General features: G+C 71.9%; 22 protein-coding genes. 9 read left to right on the top strand and 13 right to left on the bottom strand.

What is annotated here, in order from left to right:
• The first annotated feature begins 82 nt into the window (after positions 1-82).
• Genes vanH through vanX form a run of 3 tightly spaced genes read left to right on the top strand, consistent with a single transcriptional unit; the run spans position 83 to position 2836 of the window.
• Positions 83-1105 carry a D-lactate dehydrogenase VanH gene (gene vanH, locus IE258_RS05820; RefSeq protein ID WP_189739820.1) on the top strand — a complete coding sequence of 341 codons (1023 nt, stop codon included), beginning with the start codon at positions 83-85 and terminating at the stop codon, positions 1103-1105.
• On the top strand, positions 1098-2156 hold the full coding sequence (gene vanA-Sc, locus IE258_RS05825) for a D-alanine--(R)-lactate ligase VanA-Sc (protein WP_189739825.1): 1059 nt from the start codon (positions 1098-1100) through the stop codon (positions 2154-2156). The genes vanH and vanA-Sc overlap by 8 nt, the downstream gene beginning before the upstream one ends.
• Entirely contained in the window at positions 2153-2836 is a 684-nt protein-coding gene (gene vanX, locus IE258_RS05830; protein WP_189739826.1) for a D-Ala-D-Ala dipeptidase VanX, read from the top strand. The genes vanA-Sc and vanX overlap by 4 nt, the downstream gene beginning before the upstream one ends.
• On the opposite strand, the gene IE258_RS05835 is transcribed toward vanX, so the two are convergent.
• Both IE258_RS05835 and IE258_RS05840 read right to left on the bottom strand, forming a co-directional pair.
• Positions 2805-3716 carry a CPBP family intramembrane glutamic endopeptidase gene (locus tag IE258_RS05835; RefSeq protein WP_229891951.1) on the bottom strand — a complete coding sequence of 304 codons (912 nt, stop codon included), beginning with the start codon at positions 3714-3716 and terminating at the stop codon, positions 2805-2807. The genes vanX and IE258_RS05835 overlap by 32 nt on opposite strands.
• A 75-nt stretch (positions 3717-3791) precedes the next feature.
• Complete coding sequence (locus IE258_RS05840) at positions 3792-4751, bottom strand: alpha/beta hydrolase family protein (protein ID WP_189739830.1); 960 nt, start codon at positions 4749-4751, stop codon at positions 3792-3794.
• A 64-nt stretch (positions 4752-4815) separates the two neighbouring features.
• Here IE258_RS05840 and IE258_RS05845 point away from each other — a divergent pair, with 64 nt between their 5' ends.
• Positions 4816-5355 carry a helix-turn-helix domain-containing protein gene (locus tag IE258_RS05845; protein ID WP_189739834.1) on the top strand — a complete coding sequence of 180 codons (540 nt, stop codon included), beginning with the start codon at positions 4816-4818 and terminating at the stop codon, positions 5353-5355.
• A 69-nt stretch (positions 5356-5424) separates the two neighbouring features.
• Here the strand turns inward: IE258_RS05845 and IE258_RS05850 are convergent, their stop codons facing one another.
• Positions 5425-6939 (bottom strand): potassium/proton antiporter, encoded by a 1515-nt coding sequence (locus IE258_RS05850; protein ID WP_189739837.1) that lies wholly within the window; start codon positions 6937-6939, stop codon positions 5425-5427.
• 201 nt (positions 6940-7140) lie between these two features.
• Positions 7141-7431, bottom strand: a complete 291-nt coding sequence (locus IE258_RS05855; RefSeq protein ID WP_127891828.1) for a DUF3040 domain-containing protein — start codon at positions 7429-7431, stop codon at positions 7141-7143.
• 285 nt (positions 7432-7716) lie between these two features.
• On the opposite strand from IE258_RS05855, the gene IE258_RS05860 reads away from it, so the two are divergent.
• Both IE258_RS05860 and IE258_RS05865 read left to right on the top strand, forming a co-directional pair.
• The gene (locus IE258_RS05860) at positions 7717-8001 is read left to right on the top strand and encodes a zinc-ribbon domain-containing protein (RefSeq protein ID WP_189739840.1); all 285 of its coding nucleotides are present in this window, start codon (positions 7717-7719) and stop codon (positions 7999-8001) included.
• Positions 8002-8282: 281 nt separating this feature from the next.
• Complete coding sequence (locus tag IE258_RS05865) at positions 8283-9329, top strand: PucR family transcriptional regulator (RefSeq protein ID WP_189741096.1); 1047 nt, start codon at positions 8283-8285, stop codon at positions 9327-9329.
• A gap of 37 nt (positions 9330-9366) precedes the next feature.
• On the opposite strand, the gene IE258_RS05870 is transcribed toward IE258_RS05865, so the two are convergent.
• Entirely contained in the window at positions 9367-10893 is a 1527-nt protein-coding gene (locus IE258_RS05870; protein WP_189739843.1) for an SPFH domain-containing protein, read from the bottom strand.
• Positions 10894-11028: 135 nt separating this feature from the next.
• Positions 11029-11538, bottom strand: a complete 510-nt coding sequence (locus tag IE258_RS05875) for an NfeD C-terminal domain-containing protein (RefSeq protein WP_189739846.1) — start codon at positions 11536-11538, stop codon at positions 11029-11031.
• A gap of 233 nt (positions 11539-11771) precedes the next feature.
• Here IE258_RS05875 and IE258_RS05880 point away from each other — a divergent pair, with 233 nt between their 5' ends.
• The gene (locus IE258_RS05880; protein ID WP_189741102.1) at positions 11772-13652 is read left to right on the top strand and encodes an NAD-binding protein; all 1881 of its coding nucleotides are present in this window, start codon (positions 11772-11774) and stop codon (positions 13650-13652) included.
• Between the two features lie 106 nt (positions 13653-13758).
• Here IE258_RS05880 and IE258_RS05885 read toward each other — a convergent pair whose 3' ends face one another.
• The gene (locus tag IE258_RS05885) at positions 13759-15600 is read right to left on the bottom strand and encodes a S9 family peptidase (RefSeq protein WP_189741099.1); all 1842 of its coding nucleotides are present in this window, start codon (positions 15598-15600) and stop codon (positions 13759-13761) included.
• A gap of 221 nt (positions 15601-15821) precedes the next feature.
• On the opposite strand from IE258_RS05885, the gene IE258_RS05890 reads away from it, so the two are divergent.
• Positions 15822-16703 (top strand): SURF1 family protein, encoded by an 882-nt coding sequence (locus IE258_RS05890; protein ID WP_189739849.1) that lies wholly within the window; start codon positions 15822-15824, stop codon positions 16701-16703.
• Positions 16704-16725: 22 nt separating this feature from the next.
• On the opposite strand, the gene IE258_RS05895 is transcribed toward IE258_RS05890, so the two are convergent.
• From IE258_RS05895 to IE258_RS05910, 4 genes are all read right to left on the bottom strand, one after another.
• A complete protein-coding gene (locus IE258_RS05895; RefSeq protein ID WP_189739852.1) occupies positions 16726-18105 on the bottom strand; it encodes a hypothetical protein in 1380 nt (459 codons plus the stop codon).
• Positions 18102-18677, bottom strand: coding sequence for a SigE family RNA polymerase sigma factor (locus IE258_RS05900; RefSeq protein ID WP_189741105.1), 576 nt, complete (start codon positions 18675-18677; stop codon positions 18102-18104). The genes IE258_RS05895 and IE258_RS05900 overlap by 4 nt, the downstream gene beginning before the upstream one ends.
• Positions 18678-19171: 494 nt before the next feature.
• Positions 19172-20260 (bottom strand): aspartate-semialdehyde dehydrogenase, encoded by a 1089-nt coding sequence (locus IE258_RS05905; RefSeq protein WP_159327170.1) that lies wholly within the window; start codon positions 20258-20260, stop codon positions 19172-19174.
• Positions 20260-21537 (bottom strand): aspartate kinase, encoded by a 1278-nt coding sequence (locus IE258_RS05910; RefSeq protein WP_031042983.1) that lies wholly within the window; start codon positions 21535-21537, stop codon positions 20260-20262. The genes IE258_RS05905 and IE258_RS05910 overlap by 1 nt, the downstream gene beginning before the upstream one ends.
• 307 nt (positions 21538-21844) lie before the next feature.
• On the opposite strand from IE258_RS05910, the gene IE258_RS05915 reads away from it, so the two are divergent.
• A complete protein-coding gene (locus tag IE258_RS05915) occupies positions 21845-24043 on the top strand; it encodes an FG-GAP repeat domain-containing protein (protein ID WP_189739855.1) in 2199 nt (732 codons plus the stop codon).
• Positions 24044-24077: 34 nt separating this feature from the next.
• On the opposite strand, the gene IE258_RS41105 is transcribed toward IE258_RS05915, so the two are convergent.
• Together IE258_RS41105 and IE258_RS05925 are read right to left on the bottom strand one after the other, a co-directional pair.
• Positions 24078-24206, bottom strand: coding sequence for a hypothetical protein (locus tag IE258_RS41105; RefSeq protein ID WP_229891952.1), 129 nt, complete (start codon positions 24204-24206; stop codon positions 24078-24080).
• A 77-nt stretch (positions 24207-24283) separates the two neighbouring features.
• Positions 24284-24949 (bottom strand): hypothetical protein, encoded by a 666-nt coding sequence (locus IE258_RS05925; protein WP_189739858.1) that lies wholly within the window; start codon positions 24947-24949, stop codon positions 24284-24286.
• Positions 24950-24962: the final 13 nt, after the last annotated feature.

Here is a 24962-nt window from a genome sequence, read left to right on the forward strand (position 1 = left end):
GGCATTACCGTCCGGTAGTTTATCGTCAGGATATCGAAAAGCGCATACGCGCCGACAACGTCAGGTCGCCTTGAATGGGGGCATGACCTTTTCCCCGGTGTCCCCGGCCTCCTCCGCACCGTCGATCTCCCCGTCCGTTCCGACGACGGGAATCACTGTGTACGGCTGCGGGCAGGACGAGGCAGTCCTGTTCCGCGAGATGGCACCCCGTCTCGGTGTCAGGACGACGCTCACCGAGGCCGGGGTGTCCGAAGTCAATGCCGAGCTGGCCTCCGGAAGCCAGTGCGTCAGCGTGGGGCACAAGACGCCTGTCGCGCCCGCTGTTCTTCTTTCGCTCCGTCGAGCCGGCGTGACGTACATATCCACCCGGAGCATCGGCTGCAATCACATCGATGTGGAATACGCGACACGTATCGGCATCACGGTGGAGAACGTCATCTACTCCCCCGACAGCGTGGCCGACTACACCCTGATGCTCATGTTGATGGCAGTGCGGAACGCGAAGGCCACCGTCCGCCGCGCGGACCTGCACGACTACCGGTTGAACGAGGCGCGGGGCAAGGAGCTGCGCGATCTGACCGTCGGGGTGATCGGAACAGGGCGTATCGGCGCGGCGGTCGTGGACAGGCTGCGGGGTTTTGGCTCCCGTGTCCTGGCGCACGGTAGCCGGTCCACGACGACGGCAGATTACGTACCTCTCGACGTATTGCTGCGGTCGAGCGACATCGTGACGCTGCACGTTCCGCTGAGTCCGGATACCCATCACCTCCTGGGTGAGCGACGTATTCGGCAGATGAAAAGAGGCGCGTTCGTCATCAATACGGGGCGCGGCCCGCTCATCGAAACCGGGGCCCTGCTCTCGGCACTGGAGAGCGGACGGTTGAGCGGTGCGGCACTGGACGTCGTCGAAGGCGAGGAAGGAATCTTCTACGCCGACTGCAGAGACAGACCCATTGAAAACACCCTGATACCGCGGCTGCAGAGCATGCCGAACGTGCTCATCAGCCCGCACACCGCCTATTACACCGACCATGCCCTGCGGGACACGGTCGAGAACTCCATCGTCAACTGCCTGAATTTCGAAAGCAGGAAACAGCATGGCTAAGTCGGACGAGTCGGCCAAGTTGAAGATCGGCATCGTATTCGGAGGCTCATCCGAAGAACACGCCGTCTCCGTCAAGTCGGCCCAGGAGATCGCTCGCAGCCTCGACACCGAGAAGTACCAGCCCTTCTTCGTGGGAATCACGAGGGACGGCGCGTGGAAGCTCTGCGACGGTCCCGGACCGGACTGGGAGGACGGCGACTGCCGTCCGGCCGTGCTGTCGCCGGACCGGAGCGTCCACGGGCTGCTCGTGCTGGAGCAGGGGCGGTACCGGACGATACGCCTGGACGTCGTCCTGCCCGTCCTGCACGGCACCCTCGGCGAGGACGGGGCGACGCAGGGTCTGCTGGAGCTATCCGGCATTCCGTACGTGGGCTGCGACGTGCAGAGTTCCGCCCTGTGCATGGACAAGTCCCTCGCGTACGTCGTCGCCGGGAGCGCGGGGATCGCCACGCCGAGATTCCGGACCGTGGCGGGGGACGAGTACCTCGATGCCGACCGGGTGGCGTACCCCGTCTTCGTGAAGCCGGCCCGTTCCGGGTCGTCCTTCGGCGTGACCAAGGTGTCCCGGCGGGAGGATCTGCCGGCGGCGGTGGCGGCCGCTCGGCGGTACGACACGAAGGTGCTGGTCGAAGAGGCCGTCGTCGGCAGCGAGATCGGCTGCGCCGTCCTGGGCAACGACACGGAACTGGTCGTGGGTGAGGTGGACCGCATCGCGCTCTCCCACGGGTTCTTCCGGATCCACCAGGAGGATGAGCCGGAAAGCGGCTCGGAGAACTCGACGGCGATCGTGCCCGCCGACATCCCGGCCGAGGCGCGGGCACTCGTCCAGGAGACCGCGAAGGACGTGTACCGGGCACTGGGATGCACAGGGCTGGCGCGGGTGGACATGTTCCTCAAGGACAACGGTGAAGTCGTCCTCAACGAGGTCAACACCCTGCCGGGCATGACCTCGTACAGCCGGTATCCGAGGATGATGGCGGCCGCCGGGCTGCCACTCTCCGAGGTGATCGACCGGACGGTGTCGCTGGCGTTGACGGGGAAGCTCCGATGACCGGGGATTTCGCCTTCGTGGACGAGCTGGTGCCCGGAATACGGTGGGACGCCAAGTACGCCACCTGGGACAACTTCACCGGCAAGCCGGTGGACGGTTACCTGGCGAACCGGATCGTCGGCACGAAGGCCCTGTGCGCGGCACTGGGACGGGCGGAGGAGGGTGCCGAGTCCCTCGGTTTCGGGCTGCTCCTGTGGGACGGCTACCGCCCGCAGCGGGCCGTGGACTGCTTTCTCCGCTGGTCCCGACAGCCGGAGGACGGCCTGACCAAGGCGCGGCACTATCCGAACATCGGCAGGGCCGAGATGTTCGACCGGGGATACGTGGCGGCCAGATCGGGCCACAGCCGGGGCGGCACCGTCGACCTGACGCTGTACCACCTGACCACCGGTGAACTCGCCGCCGTGGGCGGCGGCCACGACCTCATGGACGCGGTCTCACACCATGACGCACCGGGAATCTCGCGGGTCGAGGCGGCGAACCGCCGGCATCTGCGCTCGATCATGGATGCCAGCGGTTTCGACTCCTACGACTGCGAGTGGTGGCACTACACGTTGAGGGACGAACCCCACCCGGACACCTACTTCGACTTCCCCATAGCGTGTCCAGGCGAGCGGGCCGAGTTGCCCGCCCGCGTGGCCGCGGAGTCTACGAGCGCCGCCGTCCCGTGCGGTGGGTGAGGAGGAGCGCCGTCACCGTGAGGGTCTGGATGCCGAGGATCATGGCCTGGACCTTCGGCTCCTCCACGGCGAGCAGGATCATCGTCGCGTTGACCGCGAAGTGCACCGCGATGGAGGCGACGATGCCGGCGCGCTCGTAGGCGGCGGTGACCAGCATGGCCATCGGGATGTTGCTGGCGACGAACAGGACACCGCTCGGGGTGGCGAGACCGAGGTCGTGCTGGACGGTGCCGTCGATGAAGAACAGCGGGAGGTGCCACACGGCCCAGGTGACGCCCAGGACCAGGCAGACCCGGAAGGTGCTCAGCTTCTGACGCAGCCTCGGGTACGCGGTGCCCCGCCAGCCCGGCTCCTCGGACAGCGGGCCACTGACCAGCATGCCGACGAGGAACGCCGCGGGCCCGCCGAAGTCGTCGATGGCGTCCTTCGCGACGTCCAGGCTCAGCTCGGGGCCGCCCGCACGGCTCGCGAGCAGGGCGGCGGCCAGGACGGTCGCCGAGCCCAGCACCAGCAGGAGCAGTGCCTTGAGCAGGTGCGCCGGGCGGAAGGGGACCACGTGTTCGGGGACCGGTTCGCCGCGTCGACGGCGGCGGACGCGGAGCACGAGGGCGCCTACCAGCGGGCCGAAGGCGCCGAGCATGTACGGGGCGTTGGCGGCTTCGTTCGTCTCGGTGCCGCCCAGCGCGATCGCCGCGCCCCAGGAGAGCCAGCTCACGGCGAAGGCGATGACCATGAAGAGGGTCAGGTCGGAGCGGTAGTCGCGGACGGGCGCCGGGGCGGCGTTCTGAGCGGGTGCGGAGGCAGGGACGGAGGCGGAGTCAGGGGGAGGGGCAGGGGCGGTGAAAGGAGTGCCGTGCGACGTGCTTCGTGAAGTGGGCATGCCAAACCTTCGGTCGTCCGTGGCCATGGGGTGTCAAACGTGCGTGTGGCGTCGTGCGTAAGGCGCGTAAGCGGGTCAGGGGCGGGTCGCGGGCCGCTCGTCCGCGGGAGTGCCCGAGGGCTCGTGCAGGCGAACCTGGAGCCAGGTCGCGACGAGGGTGAGCACCTCGGGGTCGACCGGTTCACGGAGCAGCCGGCGGTAGGCACGGAGCGTGGGCCGGTCCGGGTCGCGGCGCAGTACGTGGGTCAGGTCGGGGACGCGGTGGATCTCGGTGTCGCCGCCGGGCACCAGGCGTCGGATCTCGTCGAGGTCGGCGGGCGGGACCTGGATGTCCTTGTCGCCGGTGACGGCAAGGACGGGGACCACGGCCGGGACGGCGACCAGGTCGTCACGGGTGTCGTGGACGAGCATCTCGCGCATCCAGCGCGCGTTGAGCGGGAGGAGGCCGGCGATCCGCGCCACGTCGGTGCGGGTGCGCTTGACGCGGGCCAGGACGCGCTCGCCCAGGGCGCCCAGGGGGCGGCGCAGCAGGCGGACCGGGGCGGGTAGACCGCCGAAGACCGACGCCGCCTGCCAGCGGAAGGCCGACTCGCCCTCGCGGGCGAACCCGGCCAGCAGTACCGCCGCCGCCACCTCGTGTCGGGCGGCGAGGGTCATCGCATGCAGGGCGCCTTCGCTGTGGCCGACGACGCCGACGGCGTCGGGGTGTATGTCCGGGTGGGCGGCGAGGGTACGCAGGGCGGCGCTCGCGTCCTGGCGGTTGTCGGTGAAGCCGGTCTCCTCCCAGACGCCGGGGGTGTCTCCCGCGCCGCGCCGGTCGTAGCGCAGCGTGGCGATGCCCGCCGCGGCCAGGGCGTCGGCCAGTGGGCGCCCCAGGTTCAGCGGCAGTTTGCGCGTGTTGCCCTCGCGGTCCAGAGGGCCCGAACCGTGCAGCAGGAGGACGGCGGGGTAGGGCCCAGGGCCGGTAGGAAGGCTCAGGGTGCCGGCCAGCAGGGTCCCGTCGTCCGCGGTGACCGTCAGGTCGGTTTCGGGCAAGGCTCCGCCTCTCTCGATCGCTCTCAACTACGAGAACGTTATCAGATGTGAGAACATGAGTCTCATGGCTACCTCGAATCTCCTCCTCCACCCCGTCCGCATGCGCATCCTGCAGACCCTGGTCGGCGCCGGTGAACTGACCACCGCCCAGCTGCGCGAACGGCTCCCCGACGTCTCGCCCGCCTCCATGTACCGGCACATGGCCACGCTCACCGAGGCCGGTGTCCTGGAGGTCAGCCACGAGAGGCGCGTCCGCGGCACCGTCGAACGCAGCTACCGGGTCCGCCAGGACGAGGCCCTCGTCGACGAGGACGCCCGGGCCACCATGACCAAGGACGACCACCGGCAGGCATTCACCGTCTTCACCGGCGCCCTCATGGCCGACTTCGACCGCTACCTCAGCCGCGACGACACCGAGCCCGCCCGCGAAGGCGTCCTCTACCGGCAGGGCGCGGTCTGGCTGACCGACGACGAGTTCACCGCGCTCGTCGAGGAGCTGGAGGCCGTGGTCGCCCGGCGCACCGAGCGCAGACCGGACGACGGCCGCCTGCGCCACCTCATCAGTCTCGTCGTCATGCCGGACAAGGAGGGCGGTACGCAGTGACCGGGACCTGAGGGCGAGGAGAACGAGAACGACACCCCCCGGCCCTCACACGCACCCGCCCTCACGCCCTCACGCGCCGGCGTGCTCCGACTCCGGAGCGCCGTGCTCGCCCAGCCAGCGGGCCAGTCTGCCGCGGCGGCCGATGGCGCGCAGCCGGCGTTCCGCCGCCTCCCGGACCCGGGGTGTGGTGATGAGCAGCAGTTCGTCGCCGGCGCGCAGCACGGTGTCGCGGTCGGGTACGAGGCTGGTGCCGCCGCGGACGACCAGGGTGACGACCGTCGGGTGCGGCAGCCGCAGTTCGGAGACGGAGACGCCGTGCAGCCGCGAACCCGGCGGGACCGACACGGTGAGCAGGTCGGCGTCCAGCAGGTCGAGCGGCGCGGTCTCGACCTGGATCTCGCGCAGCGCGTCCGGACGGGTCACCCTCGTCCACCGGGCGACGGCGGGCAGCGTCGGCCCCTGGAGCAGCGTGAACAGGACGACGAGGACGAACACGATGTTCAGGGCGTCGCGCGCACCGGTCACCCCGGCCACCACCGGGAAGGTCGTGAGCACGATGGGGACCGCGCCGCGCAGACCGGCCCAGGAGATGAAGACCTGCTCGCGCCAGGGCACCCGGAACGGCAGCAGGCACAGCAGCACCGAGACGGGCCGGGCGAGCAGGAGCAGGACCAGGCCGACGACCAGGGCCGGGAGGACCGCGGCGGGCAGTTCGGACGGGTCGACGAGCAGGCCGAGCATGACGAACAGCCCGATCTGGGCCAGCCAGCCGACGCCCTCGGCGAAGGAGCGGGTGGCCGCGCGGTGGGGCAGCTTGGCGTTGCCGAGGACAAGGCCGGAGAGGTAGGCGGCGATGATGCCGCTGGCGCCCAGCGCTCCGGCCGCGGCGAAGGCGATGACCCCGAAACCGACGGTGGCCAGCGGGTACAGGCCGGTCGCGGGCAGGGCGATGTGCCGCAGCGCCGCGACGCCCAGCCACCCGACGGCCACGCCCAGGATGCCGCCGACCACGAGCTGGAAGAGGAGGTTGCCCACGACGGGGAGCGGTCCTGGCAGTTCGGCGGTGGTGGAGAAGAGCAGGACCAGGATGATGGTGGGCGCGTCGTTGAAGCCGGACTCGGCCTCCACCAGCACGCTCACCTTCCGCGGCAGCGGCAGGGCGCGCAGTACGGCGAAGACGGCGGCGGCGTCGGTGGAGGAGACGATCGCGCCGATCAGCAGGGCCAGCCGCCAGTCGATCCCCAGCAGCCAGTGCGCGCCCGCCGCGGTCACCGCCACGGAGATCGCCACACCCACCGTGGCGAGTACACCGGCGGGGGCGAGCAGGCGCCGTACATCGCGCCAGCGGGTGGTCAGGCCGCCCTCGACGAGGATGAGCGCGAGGGCGGCGGCGCCCAGCGCCTGGGCCAGCTGGGCGTCGTCGAACCGCAGGCCGAGACCGTCCTCGCCGGCGACGAGGCCGACGCACAGAAACAGCAGCAGGCTGGGCAGCCCGACGCGGTGGGCGGCGCGGGCGGCGGCGATGCTGGCCAGCAGCACCGTGCCGCCGATCAGCAGCATCACGTACAGCTCGGACAGGGTCATCGGGCAGGCTCCGGGCCGTAGGCAGCCCCGGTCGCGGCCCCATTCGCGGTCCCGTACGCAGCTACAGTCGCGGCCCCATACACAGTCCCGTATGCGGCCACGGTCACGATCCCGCGCACAGTCCCGTACGCGGCCACAGTCGCGGTCCCGCACACAGTCCCGTACGCGGCCACGCGGGCGGCCGGGCCCCGTCCGCCGGGGTCAGGACTCGCGCGGCGGGCTCCGGGTGCCGCGCTCGCGCCGGTGCGGGTCGAAGAGTTCACCGGCGACCCCGGCGAAGACCAGCCCGGCGGCGATGAGCAGGCCGTGGGCCAGGAACATACCGGTGGCCAGCGCGCCCAGGGCGACGGCGAGCAGCAGCCAGGCCCGGTGGTACCGGTACTCGCGCGGGCGGCGGGGGCGGCCGTCGGCGAAGGCCCTGGCGAACTGCGGGTCCTCGCGGTGCAGCCGGGACTCGATCTCGGTGAGCCTGCGGTCTTCGGGTACGGGCATGGGGTCCTCCTCCCGACGCGGAGCCCTGGGCGGGCGACGCGGTCAGCGGGGCGGGCCATGTGCTCTCCTTGCGGGGTGGGGCATCGCGATCACACCAGGACGGAGCGGCCGGGTAAGGGGAGTGGGCTCCAGCGTCGCCCGCACGGGCCCGTCGTGGCCATCCGGGGCGGCACCCAAATGGGGCGGCGTGCGACCTGTAGGCACGACCTGTCGGGGGCCGGGATCTGAGAGAGGATCGGGGTGTCCTGCGCGTTCGCAGGGGGCCGACCGGGAAGGACCCAGCTCGTGATCATCTTCGGCACCAAGGGATACCTCTACCAGCTCGCGATACTGACGCTGGTGTGCGCCCGGTGCGGCAACCCCGCCGCGCACACGCTCAGGAAGCGCGTCACGAAGTTCACGCTGTTCTTCGTGCCGCTGTTCCCCTTCTCCACGAAGTACACGACCCAGTGCACGTTCTGCGGCGCCGAGCAGCAGATGACCAGGGAGCAGGCGGAGCAGCTCCAGGCGCAGGAGGCCGGCGGTCAGGCGTACGGGCCGGCGGGGCAGCAGCCGTACCAGCGGCCGTAGGGGGCAGGCGGCACCGCGGGAGCGGACAGGCACGGACCGGCGGCGGAGGGTAGCCTCCGCACCCTCCCCCGCGCGTTGCCGGTTTCCGGCAGTGTTGACTACCCTCACGTTGCCGGACACCGCGCACCGGGCGTGAACGGCAGGGGAGGCGCGGGGTGACGGACCTGCAGACGGACCAACGACAGACGGACCAACGGCAGACGGACCAACGGCAGACGGACCAACGGCAGACGGACCAGCGGCAGGCAGGCAAGCAGCAGACGGACGAGCGGGAGACGTACCTGACCGGGTACGCCGAGATCCTGGCCGGAGTCGCCGACACCGGGCGCCGGCTCACCCGCGACGAGCTGGAGGAGCGGCGGCTCTTCGGTGAGCAGGCCGCGGAGGCGGGCCACAGTCTGCGCAGCCTCGTGCGGCTGCATCTGGATGCCACGCGCACGTCCTGGCCTGGCGGCGGTTCGACGGGCTCCGGCCCGGACGCCACCGGCACCGTGCTCGCCGCCGTCGCCCAGGCCGTGGACGCCTTCGCGGAGGGTTACGAACGCGCGCAGCGGCTCGCCGTACGCCAGGAGGAGGCCGCGCGGCGGGAGTTCATCGACGACCTGCTCTACGGGCGCAGCGATCTCGGCCGCCTCGCCGAACGGGCCGAGCGCTTCGGACTCGTCCTCTCCCGCGCCCACGCCGTCGCGGTGGCCCAGGGGCCGGAGGCGTACGACGACACCGCCCCGGTCACCCGGATCGTGGAGACGGCGCTCATCTCCCGCTTCGGCGACCGGCGGGTGCTGATCACCACCAAGAACGGGCAGTTGATCTGTATCGCGCCCGGCGACCAGGACGACGTCCTGTCCTTCTTCGCCAAGCAGGCGTACGCCGCCACCGACGGCAGCAGGGTCGCCATCGGACGCCCGCAGAGCGGCGCGGGCGGCGTGGTGCACAGCTACGAGGAGGCGCTCAGCACCCTCGAACTCGCCGACCGGCTGGGCCTCGAGGAGCCCGTGGTGCGCGCCGCCGACATGCTGGTCTACCCGGTCCTCGCCCGGGACCGGCAGGCGATGGCCGACCTGGTGCTGAGCGTGCTGGGTCCGCTGCGCGAGGCCCGCGGCGGTGCCGAGCCGCTGCTGCGGACCCTGGAGGTGTACTTCGACGCCGGCTGCACCGCGGCCGAGGCCGCCCGGCGGCTGACGCTCAGCGTGCGGGCGCTCACCTACCGGCTGGACCGCATCCACCAGCTGACCGGGGCGGACGCCTCCGACCCGGTGCACCGCTACACGCTGCAGACCGCGGTCATCGGGGCCCGGCTGCTGGGCTGGCCCGCCCAGGAGATCTGAGCGGACCCGCCGGGGCGCCTTTGCCCTCCTCCTCCGGTCAACCGGTGATCTCGACCTTGCCGTTGCGCTGGTCGGGACCGGGCTGCGGCTCCTCGGCGCCCTTCGCCGTGAGGTTCTTCAGCAGGGCGGCCAGGTCGACGCCCGTGGTGGAGCCGAGCAGTTCCATGCCCTGGGCCACGTTGTCGGCGACCGTGCGGGACAGGCGGCTCGCGCCGTCCGTGGAGATGACGGTCATCTTGTCCACGGCCGACAGCGGCTCGGACGCCTTGGCGACCACCTGCGGCAGCGCCTCGACCAGCATCTGGATCACGGCCGCGTCGCCGTACCGCTCGAAGGCGTCGGCCTTCTTCTCCATCGCCTCGGCCTCGGCCGCGCCCTTGGCGCCGATCGCGGCGGCCTCCGCATCACCCTCCAGCCGTACGGCCTCGGCGATGGCCGCACGCCGGGAACGCTCGGCCTCACCCTGCTTGAGGCCCTCGATGGCCTCCGCCTCGGCCAGCGCGCTGCGCCGCTGCTTCTCGCCCTCACCGGTGAGCCGGGCCCGCTCGGCCTCGGCCTGGGCGCCCGCGATCTCGGCGGCGCGCTCGGCCTCTGCCTGCTTCACCCGCGCCACCCGGCGGCCCTCGGCCTCCTGTTCGGCCTCGTACCGCTTGGCGTCGGCGGGCTTACGGACCTCGGTGTCGAGCTGGCGGTCCTTCAGCGCGGCCTGCCGCTCGGCGACCTTCTCCTGCTCGGCGAGGATGTCCTGCTGGCGGGCGGCCTCGGCAAGCGGCCCCGCGGCGTTGGCGCGGGCCGCGGCCTGGTCGGTCTCGGCCTTGATCTCGGCCTGCTTCAGGTAGAGGGTCCGCTGCGCGACGGCGATCTCCTCCTCCGCCTTCAGCCGCGCCTGCTCGGCCGCCCGCCGGGCCACCGCCTCGGCGATGTCGGCCTCCTGCTTGGCCCGCGCCGCCTCGGGTCGGCCGAGGTCCTCCAGGTAGGAGCCCTCGGTGGTGATGTCCTGGATCTGGAAGGCGTCGAGCACCAGGCCCTGCCCGGACAGGCTCGCCTCCGCCTCCTCGGCGACCTGGCCGGCGAACGCGGCACGGTCCCGGATGACGTCCTCGACGGACATCCGGCCGACGATCGCGCGCAGCGCGCCGGACAGCACCTCCTGGGTGAAGCCGACGATGCCGTCCTGCTGCATCAGGAACCGCTGCGCGGCGGCGCGGATCGCGTCCTCGGTGCCGCCGACCTTGACGATGGCGACGCCCTCGAGGTTGGCCTTCACCCCGCGCAGCGTCACCGCGCCGCGCACGGCGACCGGGATGTGCCGCGAGGAGAGGTCGAGGGTGAACCGCTGCTGCACGAAGGGGACGACGAACACGCCGCCGCCGACCACGACCTTCTGACCGCTGTTGTCGGTGAAGACGCGGCCCGTCTCCGGATCGGTGGACTTCTTGCCGCGCCGTCCCGTGACGATGAACGCCTCGCTCGGGCCGGCCACCTTGTACCGGCTGACCACCACCAGCGCGAGCAGCACCAGGAGTACGACGACCCCCAGCACCGCGATGACTACAGGACTCATGGCAACGCCCCCGAATCACAGAGAGGTACGGACGAACAGGAACAAGAACAAGAGCAAGAACGACAACGAGAGCAGGAGCAGGCGTAGGGGCAGAGGCAGGAGCGGGGGGGGAAGCAGGCGTCCGGCGGGGGACGGTCAGCGGTCCACCGGGCGGACCACGACCGACGTTCCCGTCGGCACCGCCTCGACCCACACCTCGGCGCCCCGCGCCACCGGCACCGCGCTGCGCGCCGCGCACTTCAGCGGCTGGCCGGCCAGCCGGAGCAGGACCTCGCCGTAGCCGTCCGCCGGGATGGCGGTCACGACCTTGCCGGATGTGCCGAGGAGGTCGTCGGTACGGGGCGTGACGGCCGTCTGGTCGCGCATCAGGGCGCGGCTGAAGCGGTACGTCAGCCAGCCGGCCCCCACTCCGGCGACCGCGCCGACCCCGGCGGCGCCCGCCGGGCCGGTCCCGCCGGTGCCGAGGGCGATGGCGCCGGCGAAGCCGGTCATCGCCGTGAACCCGGCGACGACCGGCAGCGACAGCCACCCCTCCAGGAGGCCGTCCAGCGCTCCCCCGAACGCGCCTTCCAGCACTCCGTCGAAGACCAGCGACAGGGCGAGCAGCACGACCCCCGTGATACCCAGCCCGAGAAACCAGGCCATGCGTGCCGTCCCCCTCCCGCCCGTCGCTGAGCTTCGGTGAAATGAATGTTCACACGTGGCACGTCCGCAGGTCATTGCCGTGTTCCGGCAATCTTTACGCGTCTTTGATGCCGCCCTCGGCCGGCACCGGCGCTCCGGGAACCGCGGGCGGTGCCTGTACTGTCCTTCTCTTGATGGGGACTCATACGGGGAGCGTTCCGAACCAGGTTCCGCCGGGCGACGGGTACGCGCACATGGTGGTGTGCGGGGACGACGGGCTGGCCCACCGGCTGGCCGCCGAACTGCGCGGCGTCTACCGCGAACAGGTCACACTCGTCGTCCCGCCCTCCGGCCGCCGGGTGCGCCAGCCGGTGGTCGGCCGGGCCCGCGCCGCCTCCGCGGCCCTGCGGGACATGGTCAACGCGGCGGTCAACCGGACGGGCAACAGCGACGCCACGGGCGGCACGGGCCGCGAACTGGAGGCCACCGAGCCGACCGAGGACGTGCTCGCGGACGCCGGTGTCGAGCGGGCCACCGCGCTGGCGCTGGTGTACGACGACGACGAGACCAACATCCGGGCCGCCCTGACCGCGCGACGGCTCAACCCGCGTCTGCAGCTGGTCCTGCGCCTGTACAACCGGCGTCTGGGCCAGCACATCGAGGAACTCCTCGACCAGAGCGCCGCGTTGGCCTCCGGCGGCGGCCCCGGCTCCGGATCCGGGTCCACGACCGTGCTGTCGGACGCCGACACGGCCGCGCCCGCGCTGGCGGCCACCGCTCTCGTCGGCACCAGCAAGGTCGTCGAGACGGACGGCCTGCTGCTGCGCGCCGTGGAACGCAATCCGCCGCGGCCCGGCGAGGTGGCCGACCCGGGGCTGTGCACGCTCGCGCTGCTGTCGGCGACGAGCAACGACCCGGCCGGCGCGGACGGTTCGGAGGACAGTGGCGAGAACGGTCCGCAACTGCTGCCCGACGCGGCGGCGGTGGAAGCGGCCACCGGACGCGGGACCGTGGCCCTGGAGCAGGTGTCGTACTCCGGGCCGCCGCTGCCCGCCGGGCGGGCCGGCGTGCCGGCCTTCGGGGAGCTGTTCTCACGGCGGCTGCGGTGGTCGCTGGCCGGTCTGGCGGCGTGCGTGGTCGCTCTCGCCGTGGCGCTGATGGTGGTCACCGGCGACCATCCGCTGCACGCCACCTACGTGACGCTGCTCGACCTGTTCTCCATCAACGAGCCCGCGCACAACGCCGACATCGGGCGGCAGATCCTCCAGCTGCTGTCCGGCTTCGTCGGCCTGCTGCTGCTGCCCGTCCTGCTGGCGGCCGTACTGGAGGCGCTCGGAACCTTCCGCAGCGCCTCGACCCTGCGCAAGCCGCCGCGCGGACTCGGCGGGCACGTCGTCCTGCTGGGTCTCGGCAAGATCGGCACGCGCGTCCTGACCCGGCTGCGGGAGATGGACATCCCCGTGGTGTGCGTCGAGGCCGATCCCGAGGCGCGCGGCATGGCGACGGCGCGACGGCTGCGGGTACCGGTGGTGCTCGGGGACGTCACGCAGGAGGGCGTGCTGGAGGCCGCCAAGATCCACCGCGCGCATTCGCTGCTGGCTCTGACCAGCGTGGACACCACCAACCTGGAGGCGGTGCTGTACGCCCGCTCCGTACGGTCGCGGCTGCGGGTGGTACTGCGCCTGTACGACGACGACTTCGCGACCGCCGTGTACCGCACCCTGCGTGCCGCGCACCCGCGCGCGCTCACCCGGAGCCGGAGCGTGACGCACCTGGCGGCGCCGTCCTTCGCCGGGGCGATGATGGGCCGCCAGATCCTCGGGGCGATCCCCGTGGAGCGGCGGGTGCTGCTGTTCGCGGCGGTGGAGGTGGCGGGGCATCCGCAGCTGGAGGGGAAGACGGTCGGGGAGGCTTTCCGGGCGGGGGCGTGGCGGGTGCTGGCGCTCGAGGTGTCCGACGGTGAGCGGGCGGCGGGTGCCGACTCACCGTCGGAGGGGGCGCGGGAGTCGCGGTTGGTGTGGGAGCTGCCCGATACGTATGTCCTGCGGGGCTCGGACCGGGTGGTGCTGGCGGCGACTCGGCGGGGGTTGGCGGAGTTGCTGGGGCGGCGGGCGCGGCAACAGTCCCCTGGGTAGCAGGTGACCGTTGCAGTGCCTGGGGGTGGGTGGGGAGCACTCGCCCGCGTTGGCGGGGTGCCGCCTGCGCCCACCCGTGCCGCCCCAGCGGCACGACTGCCCGCCGTCAGGCGCTCTTCGGCAAGTGCCTCTCCGCGAAGTCCAGTTCCAGGCGGACCTGCTTGATGCGTTCGTCGACGACCAGGGAGCCGTGGCCCGCGTCGTAGCGGTAGACCTCGTGGACGGCGCCCCTGGCCTCCAGGCGCTTGACGTAGTTCTCGACCTGGCGGATCGGGCAGCGCGGGTCGTTGACGCCCGCCGAGATGTACACCGGGGCCTTGACCTCGTCGACGTAGGTCAGCGGGGAGGACGCCTCGAAGCGCTCGGGGACCTCCTCGGGGGTGCCGCCCAGCAGGGTGCGGTCGAGGGCCTTCAGCCCCTCCATCTCGTCGTGGTACGCGGTGACGTAGTCGGCGACCGGCACGGCCGCGATGCCCAGCGTCCACGCCTCGGGCTGGGTGCCGACGCCGAGGAGGGTGAGGTAGCCGCCCCAGGAGCCGCCGGTGAGGATGAGGCGCTCGGGGTCGGCGAGGCCCGAGGTGACCGCCCATTCCCGCACCGCCGCGATGTCCTCCAGCTCGATGAGGCCCACCCGGTGCTTGAGGGCGTCGGTCCAGGCGCGGCCGTAACCGGTGGAGCCCCGGTAGTTGACGCGGACCACCGCGTAGCCGTGGTCGACCCAGGCGGCCGGGCCCGCGGCGAAGGCGTCGCTGTCGTGCCAGGTCGGGCCGCCGTGGATGTCGAAGACCGTCGGGAGCGGACCGGCCGCCCCGGCCGGCTTCTGGACCAGGGCGTGGATGCGGCCTCCCGGACCCTCCACCCACACGTCCTCCACCGGGACCGAGCGGGGCGACTTCAGGCCGGGCGGGTCGAGGACGACGCGGCCGGTGGTGGAGCGGACGGCCGACGGCTCGGCGGCCGAGGACCACAGGTACTCCACGCTGCCGTCCGGGCGGGCCGTGGCCCCGGAGACGGTGCCGGCCGGGGTGTCGATCTCGGTCAGGCCGCGCTCGGCGAAGTCGTAGCGGAACAGCTCGCTGCGGGCCTCGAAGCCGTGCACGATCAACAGGGCGGAACCGTCCGGATACCACTCCGCGCTCACGTCGCCCGGCAGCTCCAGCGCGAGGTCGGTCTGCTCCCCGGTCGCCACGTCCCACACCAGGGGCTCCCAGCGGCCCCGGCGCTGGTGGCCGATGAGCAGTCGGGTGTCGCCGTCGACCGGTGCGAAGCCCAGGACCTCCAGGCCCAGCTCCTTCTCGCCGCCCCGGGTGTCGTCCAGCTCGGCGACCGTGGTGCCGTCGGGGCGCAGGACGCGCAGCGCCGAGTGCATGGCGTCGCCGTGCTCGGTGTGCTCGATGGCGATCAGGGTCCCGTCGTGGGAGAGGTCGCCGACGCCCGCGGACTCGCGGTGCCGGTAGATCTCCACCGGGGCGCCGCCGTCCCGGCGCGCGAGGTGGATGGTCGTACCGTCCTCGTCCGTCGAGCGGCCGATCACCGCCGTGCGGCCGTCCCGTCCGACGGCGAGGCCCGCAGGGTAGGAGGGGTCGAGGCCCGGCACGGCCTCCTCGTCCGCACCGCCCGCGAAGGGCTGCCGGCGCCAGACGCCGAACTCGTCGCCGTCCTTGTCGTCGAACCACCAGATCCACTCGCCGTCGGGTGCGAGCACCCCGTCGGTCGTGCCGTTGGGCCGGTCGGTGACCTGGCGCTGCTCGCCGCTCGACCGGTCCCAGGCGTACAGCTCGTACGTCCCCGTCGCGTTCGACACGAACAGGGAGCGGTCCGGGGCGTCCTCGGCCCAGTCGGGCAGCGACACCCTCGGCGCCCGGAACCGCTTCTCCCAGTCCGGCACCTGCTCGTCCCGCGGCTGCCGCCCGTCCGCGGCCTCCGCGGCCCGCCCGTCCATGTCCATGTTCACGTCCACGGCCGCATCCATGTCCGGCGGAACGGACCCGTTGCTCTCAGTCATGGCCCCATACTGCCCCGACCGGGCGACAACGCGCAGAAGAGATCCCCAGCCTGTGGACAACCTCCACCGTCCGTGCGCCGCTCCCCCGTCCTCCCCCGTCCTCCCCCTCGTTTTCCACAGCCCCGCGGCTGGGTCCTCGGGGCGCGCACCGTACCGTGGAGGGCGTGTACCGGTTTCTGCTGACGCCCCGATGGTGGGGGATCAACGTCTTCGTCGTCCTGGCCATCCCCTTCTGCATCTTCATGGGTTCCTGGCAGCTCGGCCGGTTCGAGGACCGGGTGCAGGACCACGAGACCGCCTCCACACAGCACGAGTCGACCCGCCGGGAAGCGGCGCGCCCGCTGACCGAGCTGCTGCCCGTGGACAAGGCGACGGTCGGCGAGCAGACCACCGTGACCGGCCGGTACGACGATCAGCTCCTGGTCCCGGAGCGCAAGCTGGACGACCGGGAGGGCTTCTACGTCCTCACCCTCCTGCGCACCGACGGCGGCGAGGCGGTGCCGGTCGTGCGCGGCTGGCTGCCCGGCGAGCCCGACCCGGCGAAGGCCCCGGCCCCGCCCACCGGCGAGGTCACCGTCACCGGCGCGCTGCAGGCCGCCGAGTCCCCCGGCGCGAACGGCGTCAGCGGCCGATCCGGCTGGCCCGCCGGGCAGACCGGCGCGATCAGCGCGGCGACCCTGCTGAACCTGGTGCCGTACGACGTGTACGACGCGTGGGTCACGCTGAACGAGGGCGACTCCGGGATGCGGGCCGTGCCGGTCAGCGAGCCGCAGAACACGGGGCTCGACCTGAAGGCCTTCCAGAACCTCGGCTACACCGGCGAGTGGTTCGCCTTCGTCGGCTTCGTGGTCTTCATGTGGTTCCGCCTGCTGCGCCGCGAGGTCGAACTCGCCCGCGACGCCGAGCTGGGCCTGGTCACGCGGGACGACGAGAACGCGGGGGACGACGAGAACGCGGGGGACGCGGAGAACGCCGAAGACGAGAAGAACGCGGGGGACGCCGGGGACGAGGAGAACAAGGGCGCGAGGGCCGGGCTCGTCTCCTGACCGCGGGACTGCCCGCCCTCGGCTACGCCCCCGCGCCGGAGTCCGCCAGCAGGCCCGTCCAGTACACCGTCCCCACGCACGCGTTGGACACCGTGGCCGTCGCCGAGCCGGAACCGCCCTGCGGGCTGTAGGTGACCGACACGCTTCCCTCGGCCGGACCGTCCTCGGTGATCAGCTGGGTCGTGGGCCCGGCCTCGCCGCCGCCTCCGCCGGCGGAGGCGCCGCCCGCGGCGGTCGTGTCCCCGGTGGGCGAGGGGTCGGGCGAGGGCCCGCCGGTGCTGCCCCCGTTGGTGCCGCCGGTGGTGGGACAGGTCTCGGAGGGCACCCAGGCGAACTGCACCTCGTACGCGGCGCCCGGCGCCAGCGTCAGCGAGGCGGCCTCCAGCGACGGGTCGGGCAGGCCGGCCGCGGCGTCACCGGCGGCGTGCCGTGCGGTGCCGATCCGTCCGGCGTCCGCCGCGCCCAGCGAGGTGGTGACCACGTTGCCGGGACCCGTGACGGTACAGCCGTCCGAGGAGACGTTGGTGACCCGGAAGGAGCCGTAGACCACGCCCGTGGAGTCGGGAGCCGCGCTGCTGGCGACGGCCGGGCCGAGCGACCCGGGCCCGCAGGCGGGGACGTCGGCGGGGCTGCTGGCGCTGGGCACGCCCGAGGGGGCCGAGCCCGTCGCGGCGCCGGACTCCTTGCCGCCGGGTGTCTCCTTGGGGTCGGCCTTGTCCTTGCCCTCGGCGGTGTCCCCGGAACCGGCGATGCCGCTCTGGCCGCCGGCCGGGTCCTTGCCCTGGGAGGCGCCGCCCTGGGCCTGTGAGGCGTTGCCCGCGACGGACGGGTCGGCACCGGGGCCGGTGGAGTTGGAGACGTGCACGAGGGCCGGGACCGCCGTGCCGAGGAAGAGGGCGGCGGCCGCGACGCCGACGACCGCCTGGCGCTTGCGGGCACGCCGGGCGGGCACCGCGCGCCGCAGGTGCTCCAGGGTGCCGTCGCTCGGCTCCAACTCGCCGACCGCCCGGTGCATCATCGCGCGCAGGACGGCCTCGTCGGAGGCGGGACCGTCGGCCGCCGGATCGTCGGGGCCCGGCGCGGCGGGGCCGTGGTTCACAGTTCCGTTCCCAGCGTGCGTGTGCTTCTGCTGCTCTCGCCCGGCCGGTCCGGCGGGCGCGTCATGCCCTTGGCGGGTGTCCGGGCGCGGCTCGTGCCCTTCCCGGGCCTCCGATCGCGCGGCGTGCCCTTCCCCGGCGTCCGGCGGCGGGCCCTGGCCCTCACGGGCCTCCGGGCGCGGATCGGGCCCTTCCCGATCGTGCCCTTCCCTGTCGTCCGGTCGCGCGCCCTGCCCCTCAAGGGCGTCCGGGCGCGAGCCCTGGCCCTCGTGGGCGTCCGGGCGCGTGTCGTTGCCGTCGCTCATGCCGGGGCCTCCATGGCCACCCTGAGCGCCGCGATCCCGCGCGACCCGTACGCCTTGACCGAGCCCAGCGATATGCCGAGCGTCTCGGCGACCTGGGCCTCCGTCATGTCGGCGAAGTAGCGCAGGACCAGCACCTCGCGCTGCCGGCGCTGGAGTCCCTTCATCGCCTTGATCAGGGAGTCCCGCTCCAACTGGTCGTAGGCCCCCTCCTCCGCGCTCGCCATGTCCGGCATGGGCTTGGAGAGGAGCTTGAGGCCGAGGATGCGGCGGCGCAGCGCCGAACGCGAGAGATTGACGACCGTCTGACGCAGGTACGCCAGGGTCTTCTCCGGGTCACGGACGCGTTTGCGGGCCGAGTGCACCCGGATGAACGCCTCCTGGACCACGTCCTCGCAGGAGGCCGTGTCGTCGAGGAGGAGGGCGGCGAGGCCGAGCAGCGAGCGGTAGTGCACCCGGTAGGTCTCGGTGAGGTGGTCGACGGTGGTACCCGCCGCCACGTCCTCTTCCGCGCCGTCGCGCTGGTTCGATATGCGGGCCGGCCGCGCTGCGGGCATGGGCGCGATCACCGGCATGCCACCGGCCGCGCCGGCCACACGGGGACGGACGGACCGGGCGGGCGGGACGGGCGGGCGCAGTGCCGCACCGCGTGCCCCTGCGGTGAATTCGAGAACCTCTGCCACGCCAGTTGGACACGTCCGACCCCGTGAGGGTTGTACGTGCCGGGCGTCACGTTCCCGAGTCCGTCGGACAGCCGTCTGGGCGGCCACCCGGCTGACGGTGCGTCATAGGCCCTCATCGTCCGCTCTTCCCCTGCGTCCCATGTGAACGGACGTCCCCACGCCCGCACTCGGCGTCCCCACGCCGACCCGCGCCCCGCGCCCCGAATGGGTGACCGCAAAGACGCTCCCCGCCGCTCGCGCGGTTGCGGAGGGCGGGGAAGGAAATCTTCCGACGGCACGGGTGTCCGGTACAAGTAGTCCGGACCAACTTCCGGATCACATCTCGTCCATGGATTCTACAAACGAAACCCACAGCGTCCGGGGGCTTTTGCCTAGCTGATCCCGGTTCAGCCGAACTCGGCCGCGACCAGCTCCGCGATCTGTGCCGTGTTCAGGGCGGCACCCTTGCGCAGGTTGTCCCCGCACACGAAGAGTTCCAGTGCGGTCGGATCGTCCAGGGCCCGGCGCACCCGGCCGACCCAGGTCGGGTCGGTGCCGACCGCGTCGGCGGGCGTCGGGAACTCCCCCGCGGCCGGGTTGTCGAAGAGGACGACGCCCGGTGCGGTGGCCAGGATCTCCCGGGCCCCCTGGACGGTGACGTCGCTCTCGAAGCGGGCGTGGACGGTCAGCGAGTGCGTGGTGACCACGGGGACCCGTACGCAGGTCACGGCGACCGGCAGCCGCGGCAGTCCGAGGATCTTGCGGGACTCGTCCCGCACCTTCATCTCCTCCGAGGACCAGCCGTCCTCCCGCAGCGACCCGGCCCACGGTACGACGTTCAGCGCGACCGGCTCCGGGAACGGCCCGGTGTCGTCGCCGACGGCCCGCCGTACGTCGCCGGGGTGCGTCCCCAACTCCGTCCCGGCCACCAGCGACAGCTGCCGGCGCAGCGTGTCCACGCCGTCCCGCCCGGCTCCGCTGACCGCCTGGTACGAGGAGACGACCAGCTCGCGCAGCCCGAACTCGGCGTGCAGCGCGCCCAGCGCCACGATCATGGACAGCGTCGTGCAGTTCGGGTTGGCGACGATGCCGCGGGGCCGCATCCGCACCGCGTGCGGATTGACCTCGGGCACGACGAGCGGCACGTCCGGGTCCATCCGGAACGCGCCGGAGTTGTCGACCACCACCACGCCCTTGGCGGCGGCGACGGGCGCCCACTGGGCGGCGACCTCGTCGGGCACGTCGAACATGGCGACGTCGACCCCGTCGAACGCCTCTTCGCTCAGCGCGACGACCTCGACCTCCTCGCCGCGCACGGCCAGCTTGCGGCCGGCCGAGCGCGGGGAGGCGATCAGGCGGATGTCGCCCCAGACGTCCGCGTGCTGGGACAGGATCTGGAGCATGACCGAGCCGACGGCACCGGTCGCGCCCACGACTGCGAGCGTGGGCCGACCGGTACGGCCGCCGTCCCGGCCGGTGTCTTGCCTGGCGGACATCAGCGCCCGGTGCCCCCGTAGACCACGGCCTCGTCACGGTCGGAGTCGAGCCCGAAGGCGGTGTGCACGGCGCGCACGGCCTCGTTCACGTCGTCCTTGCGGGTGACGACCGAGATACGGATCTCGGAAGTCGAGATGAGCTCGATGTTCACCCCGGCGTCGGAGAGCGCGGTGAAGAAGTCGGCGGTGACGCCGGGGTTGCTCTTCATACCGGCGCCGACCAGCGAGATCTTGCCGATCTGGTCGTCGTAGCGCAGGGAGTCGAAGCCGATGCCCGGGCGGTTCTTCTCCAGCGCGTCGATGGCCTTGCGGCCCTCGCTCTTCGGCAGCGTGAAGGAGATGTCCGTCAGGCCGGTGGAGGCGGCGGACACGTTCTGCACGACCATGTCGATGTTGACCTGGGCGTCGGCGATGGCGCGGAAGATCGCGGCCGCCTCGCCCGGCTTGTCGGGCACCCCGACGACCGTGACCTTGGCCTCGGAGGTGTCGTGCGCGACTCCGGAGATGAGGGCCTGCTCCACGTGCTTTTCCCCTTGCTTGATCGGCTCGCTGCTGACCCACGTGCCCTGCAGTCCGCTGAAGCTGGACCGCACGTGAATCGGAATGTTGTACCGGCGGGCGTACTCCACGCAACGGTGGAGCAGCACCTTGGAGCCGGAGGCAGCGAGCTCCAGCATGTCCTCGAAGGAGATCCAGTCGATCTTCTTCGCCTTCGGCACCACGCGCGGGTCGGCGGTGAACACGCCGTCGACGTCGGTGTAGATCTCGCAGACGTCCGCGTCGAGCGCGGCGGCGAGGGCGACGGCCGTGGTGTCGGAGCCGCCGCGGCCCAGCGTGGTGATGTCCTTGCTGTCCTGGCTGACGCCCTGGAAGCCGGCCACGATGGCGACGTTGCCCTCGTCGACCGAGGTGCGGATGCGGCCCGGCGTGACGTCGATGATCCGGGCCTTGTTGTGGACCGAGTCGGTGATGACTCCGGCCTGGCTGCCGGTGAACGACTGGGCCTCGTGCCCCAGGTTTTTGATCGCCATGGCCAGCAGCGCCATGGAGATACGCTCTCCGGCGGTCAGCAGCATGTCGAGTTCACGCCCGGCAGGGATCGGGGAAACCTGCTCGGCGAGATCGATCAGCTCGTCCGTCGTGTCGCCCATCGCGGAAACGACGGCGACCACCTGGTTGCCGTTCTTCTTCGCTTCCACGATCCGCTTGGCGACGCGCTTGATGCCCTCGGCATCGGCTACGGAGGAGCCTCCGTACTTCTGCACGACAAGGCCCACGTGCGCTCCTCGCTCAATCCGTCTCTTTCCGCACGTACGTATATGTACTGCGGTCGGCTCATTTTACCGAGCGTCCGGATTTCCCCCCTGCGGTATCGCATGGTGAGACTTCCGGGCCACCCACTGTTCGGGGTGGCTCATGCCCATCGCGGCGCCGGTCACTCGGGAAAGTGCGGTGTGTCACACGTTCACAAGTGCTTCCCGCCACGTGGAAAGCCGGGTTGGTTGAACGTGCAACCCTTGGGGCCGGTGGTGAGTCTGAGGGCTGTGGCGCGCGGTGCGCCACGCTCTGGGGAGGATCACCGCCTTGTCTCACGTACGCCCGTCCGGCCGTAGGTTCGCGGCCGCCGTCACCGTCGTTCTCGCCGTCACCGCCGGTCTGACCGGGACGCCCGGTCCGGCCCAGGCCGCGCCTGCGGTACCGAGTACGGCGACAGCGCTCCAGGCTGCCTCCGATTCCCTCCCCCCGTTCCCGGTGGATCGGGAACTCACCGGCGTGACCGCGTCCGGTTACGTGGTCAGGGACCAGGCCATGCGCACCAGGTCCTGGGTGCGGGCCTCGGACGGGGCGGTGACCGAGTTGGGAGAGGACCCCGTACGGGCCACCGGGCAAGGAGATCTGGTTGCGGTGTGGAACACCGACCGGGCCGACGTGCGGGACCTGGCCGGCGGTCGGACGGTGCTCAGCGTCCCCACCGACTCGGCCGAGGGTGTCGACTTCGTCGGCGCCGCGGGTGAGGCCGTCTTCACGACGGACAGGGACGCGACGGCCGGAGCCGAGCTGTGGATGCACACGGCGAACGGCACCACGGTGGCGGTGACGGGACTGCCGGACGACGCGCGCGATCACTTCGTCCTGAACAGCACGGCCGACCACGCGCTGGTCAGGTACAAGACGGACACGCCAGGAAGGAGCCTGGCCCTGCTGGACCTGGCCACCGGCGCCGCGACAGTGCCCGACCTGTCGAACGGAGCCAACCTTGCCGGTGACATGGCCCTCTCCCGGACCCACGCCGCCTGGGTGGAACGCGACGGCGCCAGAACCAGCGTGGTGGTGCGCGCCCACGACACCGGAGAGACCCAACGAATCCCGGTGGGTGACAACCTGTCCACGACTCTCGAGATCGGCCTTCAGGGCGACTACCTGACCTACGCCCGGAAGGGCGGCCTCACCGCCGGCGGATCGGATCCGCTCCACGCCCTGACCGCCTACGGCCTCAAGGACGGAACCACTACCAAGCTCCTGGACCACGTGGTCTCGGCCGACACGTCTCCCTCCGGCGTGCTCTACGTCCGCGGCGGAACGGTCGCGGAGGGCGAAGGCGTCTACCGCGTCGACTCCGGCGCGGACGGCACACCGACCGCGGCGCTCGTCGCGAGCACCGGCGAGCCGACCGAGCTCACCCTCCGCCGGTCCGACGTCCTCCCCGTGGTCGACCTCAGCTCCGACACTTCTGAGGCCATGGTCTGGTACCTGTCGCGGGGCAACGCCGAGGTGAAGGTGATCCTGCGCCATGAGCGCACGGGAGAGAGCGCCGAGTTCACCCTGGGGCCCCGAGAGCAGCCGGCAAGGTTCTCCATCGCCTGGCCGGGCGACCTCGACCGAGGGACGTTGAGCGCCTACAACGGCGACTACACGTGGGAGCTGTCGGCCCGGCCGGTCAACGGCATCGGCCCGGTACTGACCCGGACCGGCACGTTCAAGGTGGCCCGCTGGCGAGCCGCCCCGCACGACTTCAACGACAACGGCAGCCCGGATCTTCTCGCGCGCGACTCCTCGGGCCACCTGTGGCGCGAGGACTCGCACTTCTCCCGCGAGGGCGTACTGAACCACACGGGACACACCGCCCTCGTGGGCGGCGGCTGGAACGTCTACGACCGGATCGAAGCGGCCGCCAACCTCGGCGGTGCCCCGACCGGCGACCTGGTCGCCCGCGACAAGGACGGCGTCCTCTGGCTCTACCTCGGCAAGGGCGACGGCACCTTCGCCGGCCGCAGCCGCATCGGCGGCGGCTGGGGCGTCTACGACAAGATCACCGCGGGCAGCGACCTCGACAACGACGGCAAGGCCGACCTGCTGGCTGCCGACAAGAGCGGCGTCCTGTGGCTCTACCGGGGTACCGGCAACTGGCGGGCACCCTTCACCGACCGCACCCGCGTCGGCGGCGGCTGGGGGATCTACGACCAGCTCACCGCGATCGGGCTCGACGGCGCCATGACCGGCGACATGGTCGCCCGCGACAAGTCCGGCGTGCTGTGGCTCTACCGGGGCCTGGACGACGGCACCTTCGCCGCCCGCACCCGCATCGGCGGCGGCTGGGGCGCCTACCAGGAGACCGTCGGCATCGGCGACGCCAACCGTGACGGACGTGCCGACCTGTTCGCCTACGGCAGCCACGGTACGAGGTACTTCTACGCGGGCACCGGCGACTGGCACGCCCCCTTCGCCCCCCGCGAGATCTCCACTCTGTTTCCGGCCCAGCAGAACGTCACGTCGGTTTCCTGACCGGACCGGCCGGGGCTCGTCGCCCCGGCCGTGCTCAGTCCGCCAGTTCCTTGAGGGGCTCGGTGTCGAGGGTGATGTCGACGGGGGCGGGGAGGTGCACGGTCGCGCCGAAGGGCAACCTCTCCTCGTGCTGGTAGCTGCCGTTCTCCGGTTGATCGAACACGACGACAGAGCAGCTTTCCCGGTCGATGAGGAGGTAGACCGGGATCCCGGCAGCCGCCCGAAGAAGGCGAAGATCCGTCAGAAGGCAGCCCCGCGCCGGGCTCGGGTGACCCGCGCCGTCATGGCCTGCATGAGCTGCGACGCGGACGAGCGGACGACGGAGATCAGGGACGGCATGTGCCCCGACTGCCGCGCCGAGTACGAGGCGGCCGTGGCGGGCATCCTGTTCTCCAGTCGGTTGCGGGCGAGTCCGCCCGGGTTGTTCACGGTCGCGGGAAGGCCGTCGGTCACCGCGCGGGTGATGTCCTGGGGTGTCGCGCCCCGCGTCAGCAATTCCTCGGCCAGGGATGCGAGGGACCGGCAGTCCGCCTCGGACAGGCGCATGCGGGGTTCTGTGTCGCGGATCGCTGCGAGGGCGAGGTACGAGGTCCTGGACTCCGGGTCCGCCTCGGTCCCGGGACGCGGCTCGGGCTCCGGTTCGGGCAGCTCGGGCTCGTCGGTGCGGGCCAGGCCGGGGCGGAGGTCACCGGGCACGATCCGGCCGTTGCGCTGCCGCGCGAACTCCGCCCACCAGTCCGCCGACCTGCGCGTACGCGACCAGTACGTCCGCGTGACCCACCGCATGGTGCTGCCCTCGACTGTGAGGTGTTCCCTGATCCAGCGCAGGTGGCCGGCTTCGGTGATGCGGGTCAGCGACGTGCGCATCGCCTGCTGGCCGTAGCGCGGGTGCTCCGCCGGGAGCACCTTTACGAGGTAC

It is taken from the genome of Streptomyces tendae (genome assembly GCF_014650435.1).
In the GTDB taxonomy this organism is placed as follows: domain Bacteria; phylum Actinomycetota; class Actinomycetes; order Streptomycetales; family Streptomycetaceae; genus Streptomyces; species Streptomyces tendae.

Bases quoted from the DNA above. Each gene is read 5' to 3' on its own strand.
- IE258_RS05880 (WP_189741102.1), top strand. From the start codon at position 11,772: ATGGTGGTGTGCGGGGACGACGGGCTGGCCCACCGGCTGGCCGCCGAA.
- IE258_RS05835 (WP_229891951.1), bottom strand. From the start codon at position 3,716: ATGCCCACTTCACGAAGCACGTCGCACGGCACTCCTTTCACCGCCCCT.
- vanA-Sc (WP_189739825.1), top strand. From the start codon at position 1,098: ATGGCTAAGTCGGACGAGTCGGCCAAGTTGAAGATCGGCATCGTATTC.
- IE258_RS05905 (WP_159327170.1), bottom strand. From the start codon at position 20,260: ATGTCCGCCAGGCAAGACACCGGCCGGGACGGCGGCCGTACCGGTCGG.
- IE258_RS05900 (WP_189741105.1), bottom strand. From the start codon at position 18,677: ATGCCGGTGATCGCGCCCATGCCCGCAGCGCGGCCGGCCCGCATATCG.
- vanH (WP_189739820.1), top strand. From the start codon at position 83: ATGACCTTTTCCCCGGTGTCCCCGGCCTCCTCCGCACCGTCGATCTCC.
- IE258_RS05855 (WP_127891828.1), bottom strand. From the start codon at position 7,431: ATGCCCGTACCCGAAGACCGCAGGCTCACCGAGATCGAGTCCCGGCTG.
- IE258_RS05870 (WP_189739843.1), bottom strand. From the start codon at position 10,893: ATGAGTCCTGTAGTCATCGCGGTGCTGGGGGTCGTCGTACTCCTGGTG.
- IE258_RS05885 (WP_189741099.1), bottom strand. From the start codon at position 15,600: ATGGACATGGACGGGCGGGCCGCGGAGGCCGCGGACGGGCGGCAGCCG.
- IE258_RS05875 (WP_189739846.1), bottom strand. From the start codon at position 11,538: ATGGCCTGGTTTCTCGGGCTGGGTATCACGGGGGTCGTGCTGCTCGCC.
- vanX (WP_189739826.1), top strand. From the start codon at position 2,153: ATGACCGGGGATTTCGCCTTCGTGGACGAGCTGGTGCCCGGAATACGG.
- IE258_RS05845 (WP_189739834.1), top strand. From the start codon at position 4,816: ATGGCTACCTCGAATCTCCTCCTCCACCCCGTCCGCATGCGCATCCTG.
- IE258_RS05850 (WP_189739837.1), bottom strand. From the start codon at position 6,939: ATGACCCTGTCCGAGCTGTACGTGATGCTGCTGATCGGCGGCACGGTG.
- IE258_RS05895 (WP_189739852.1), bottom strand. From the start codon at position 18,105: ATGAGCGACGGCAACGACACGCGCCCGGACGCCCACGAGGGCCAGGGC.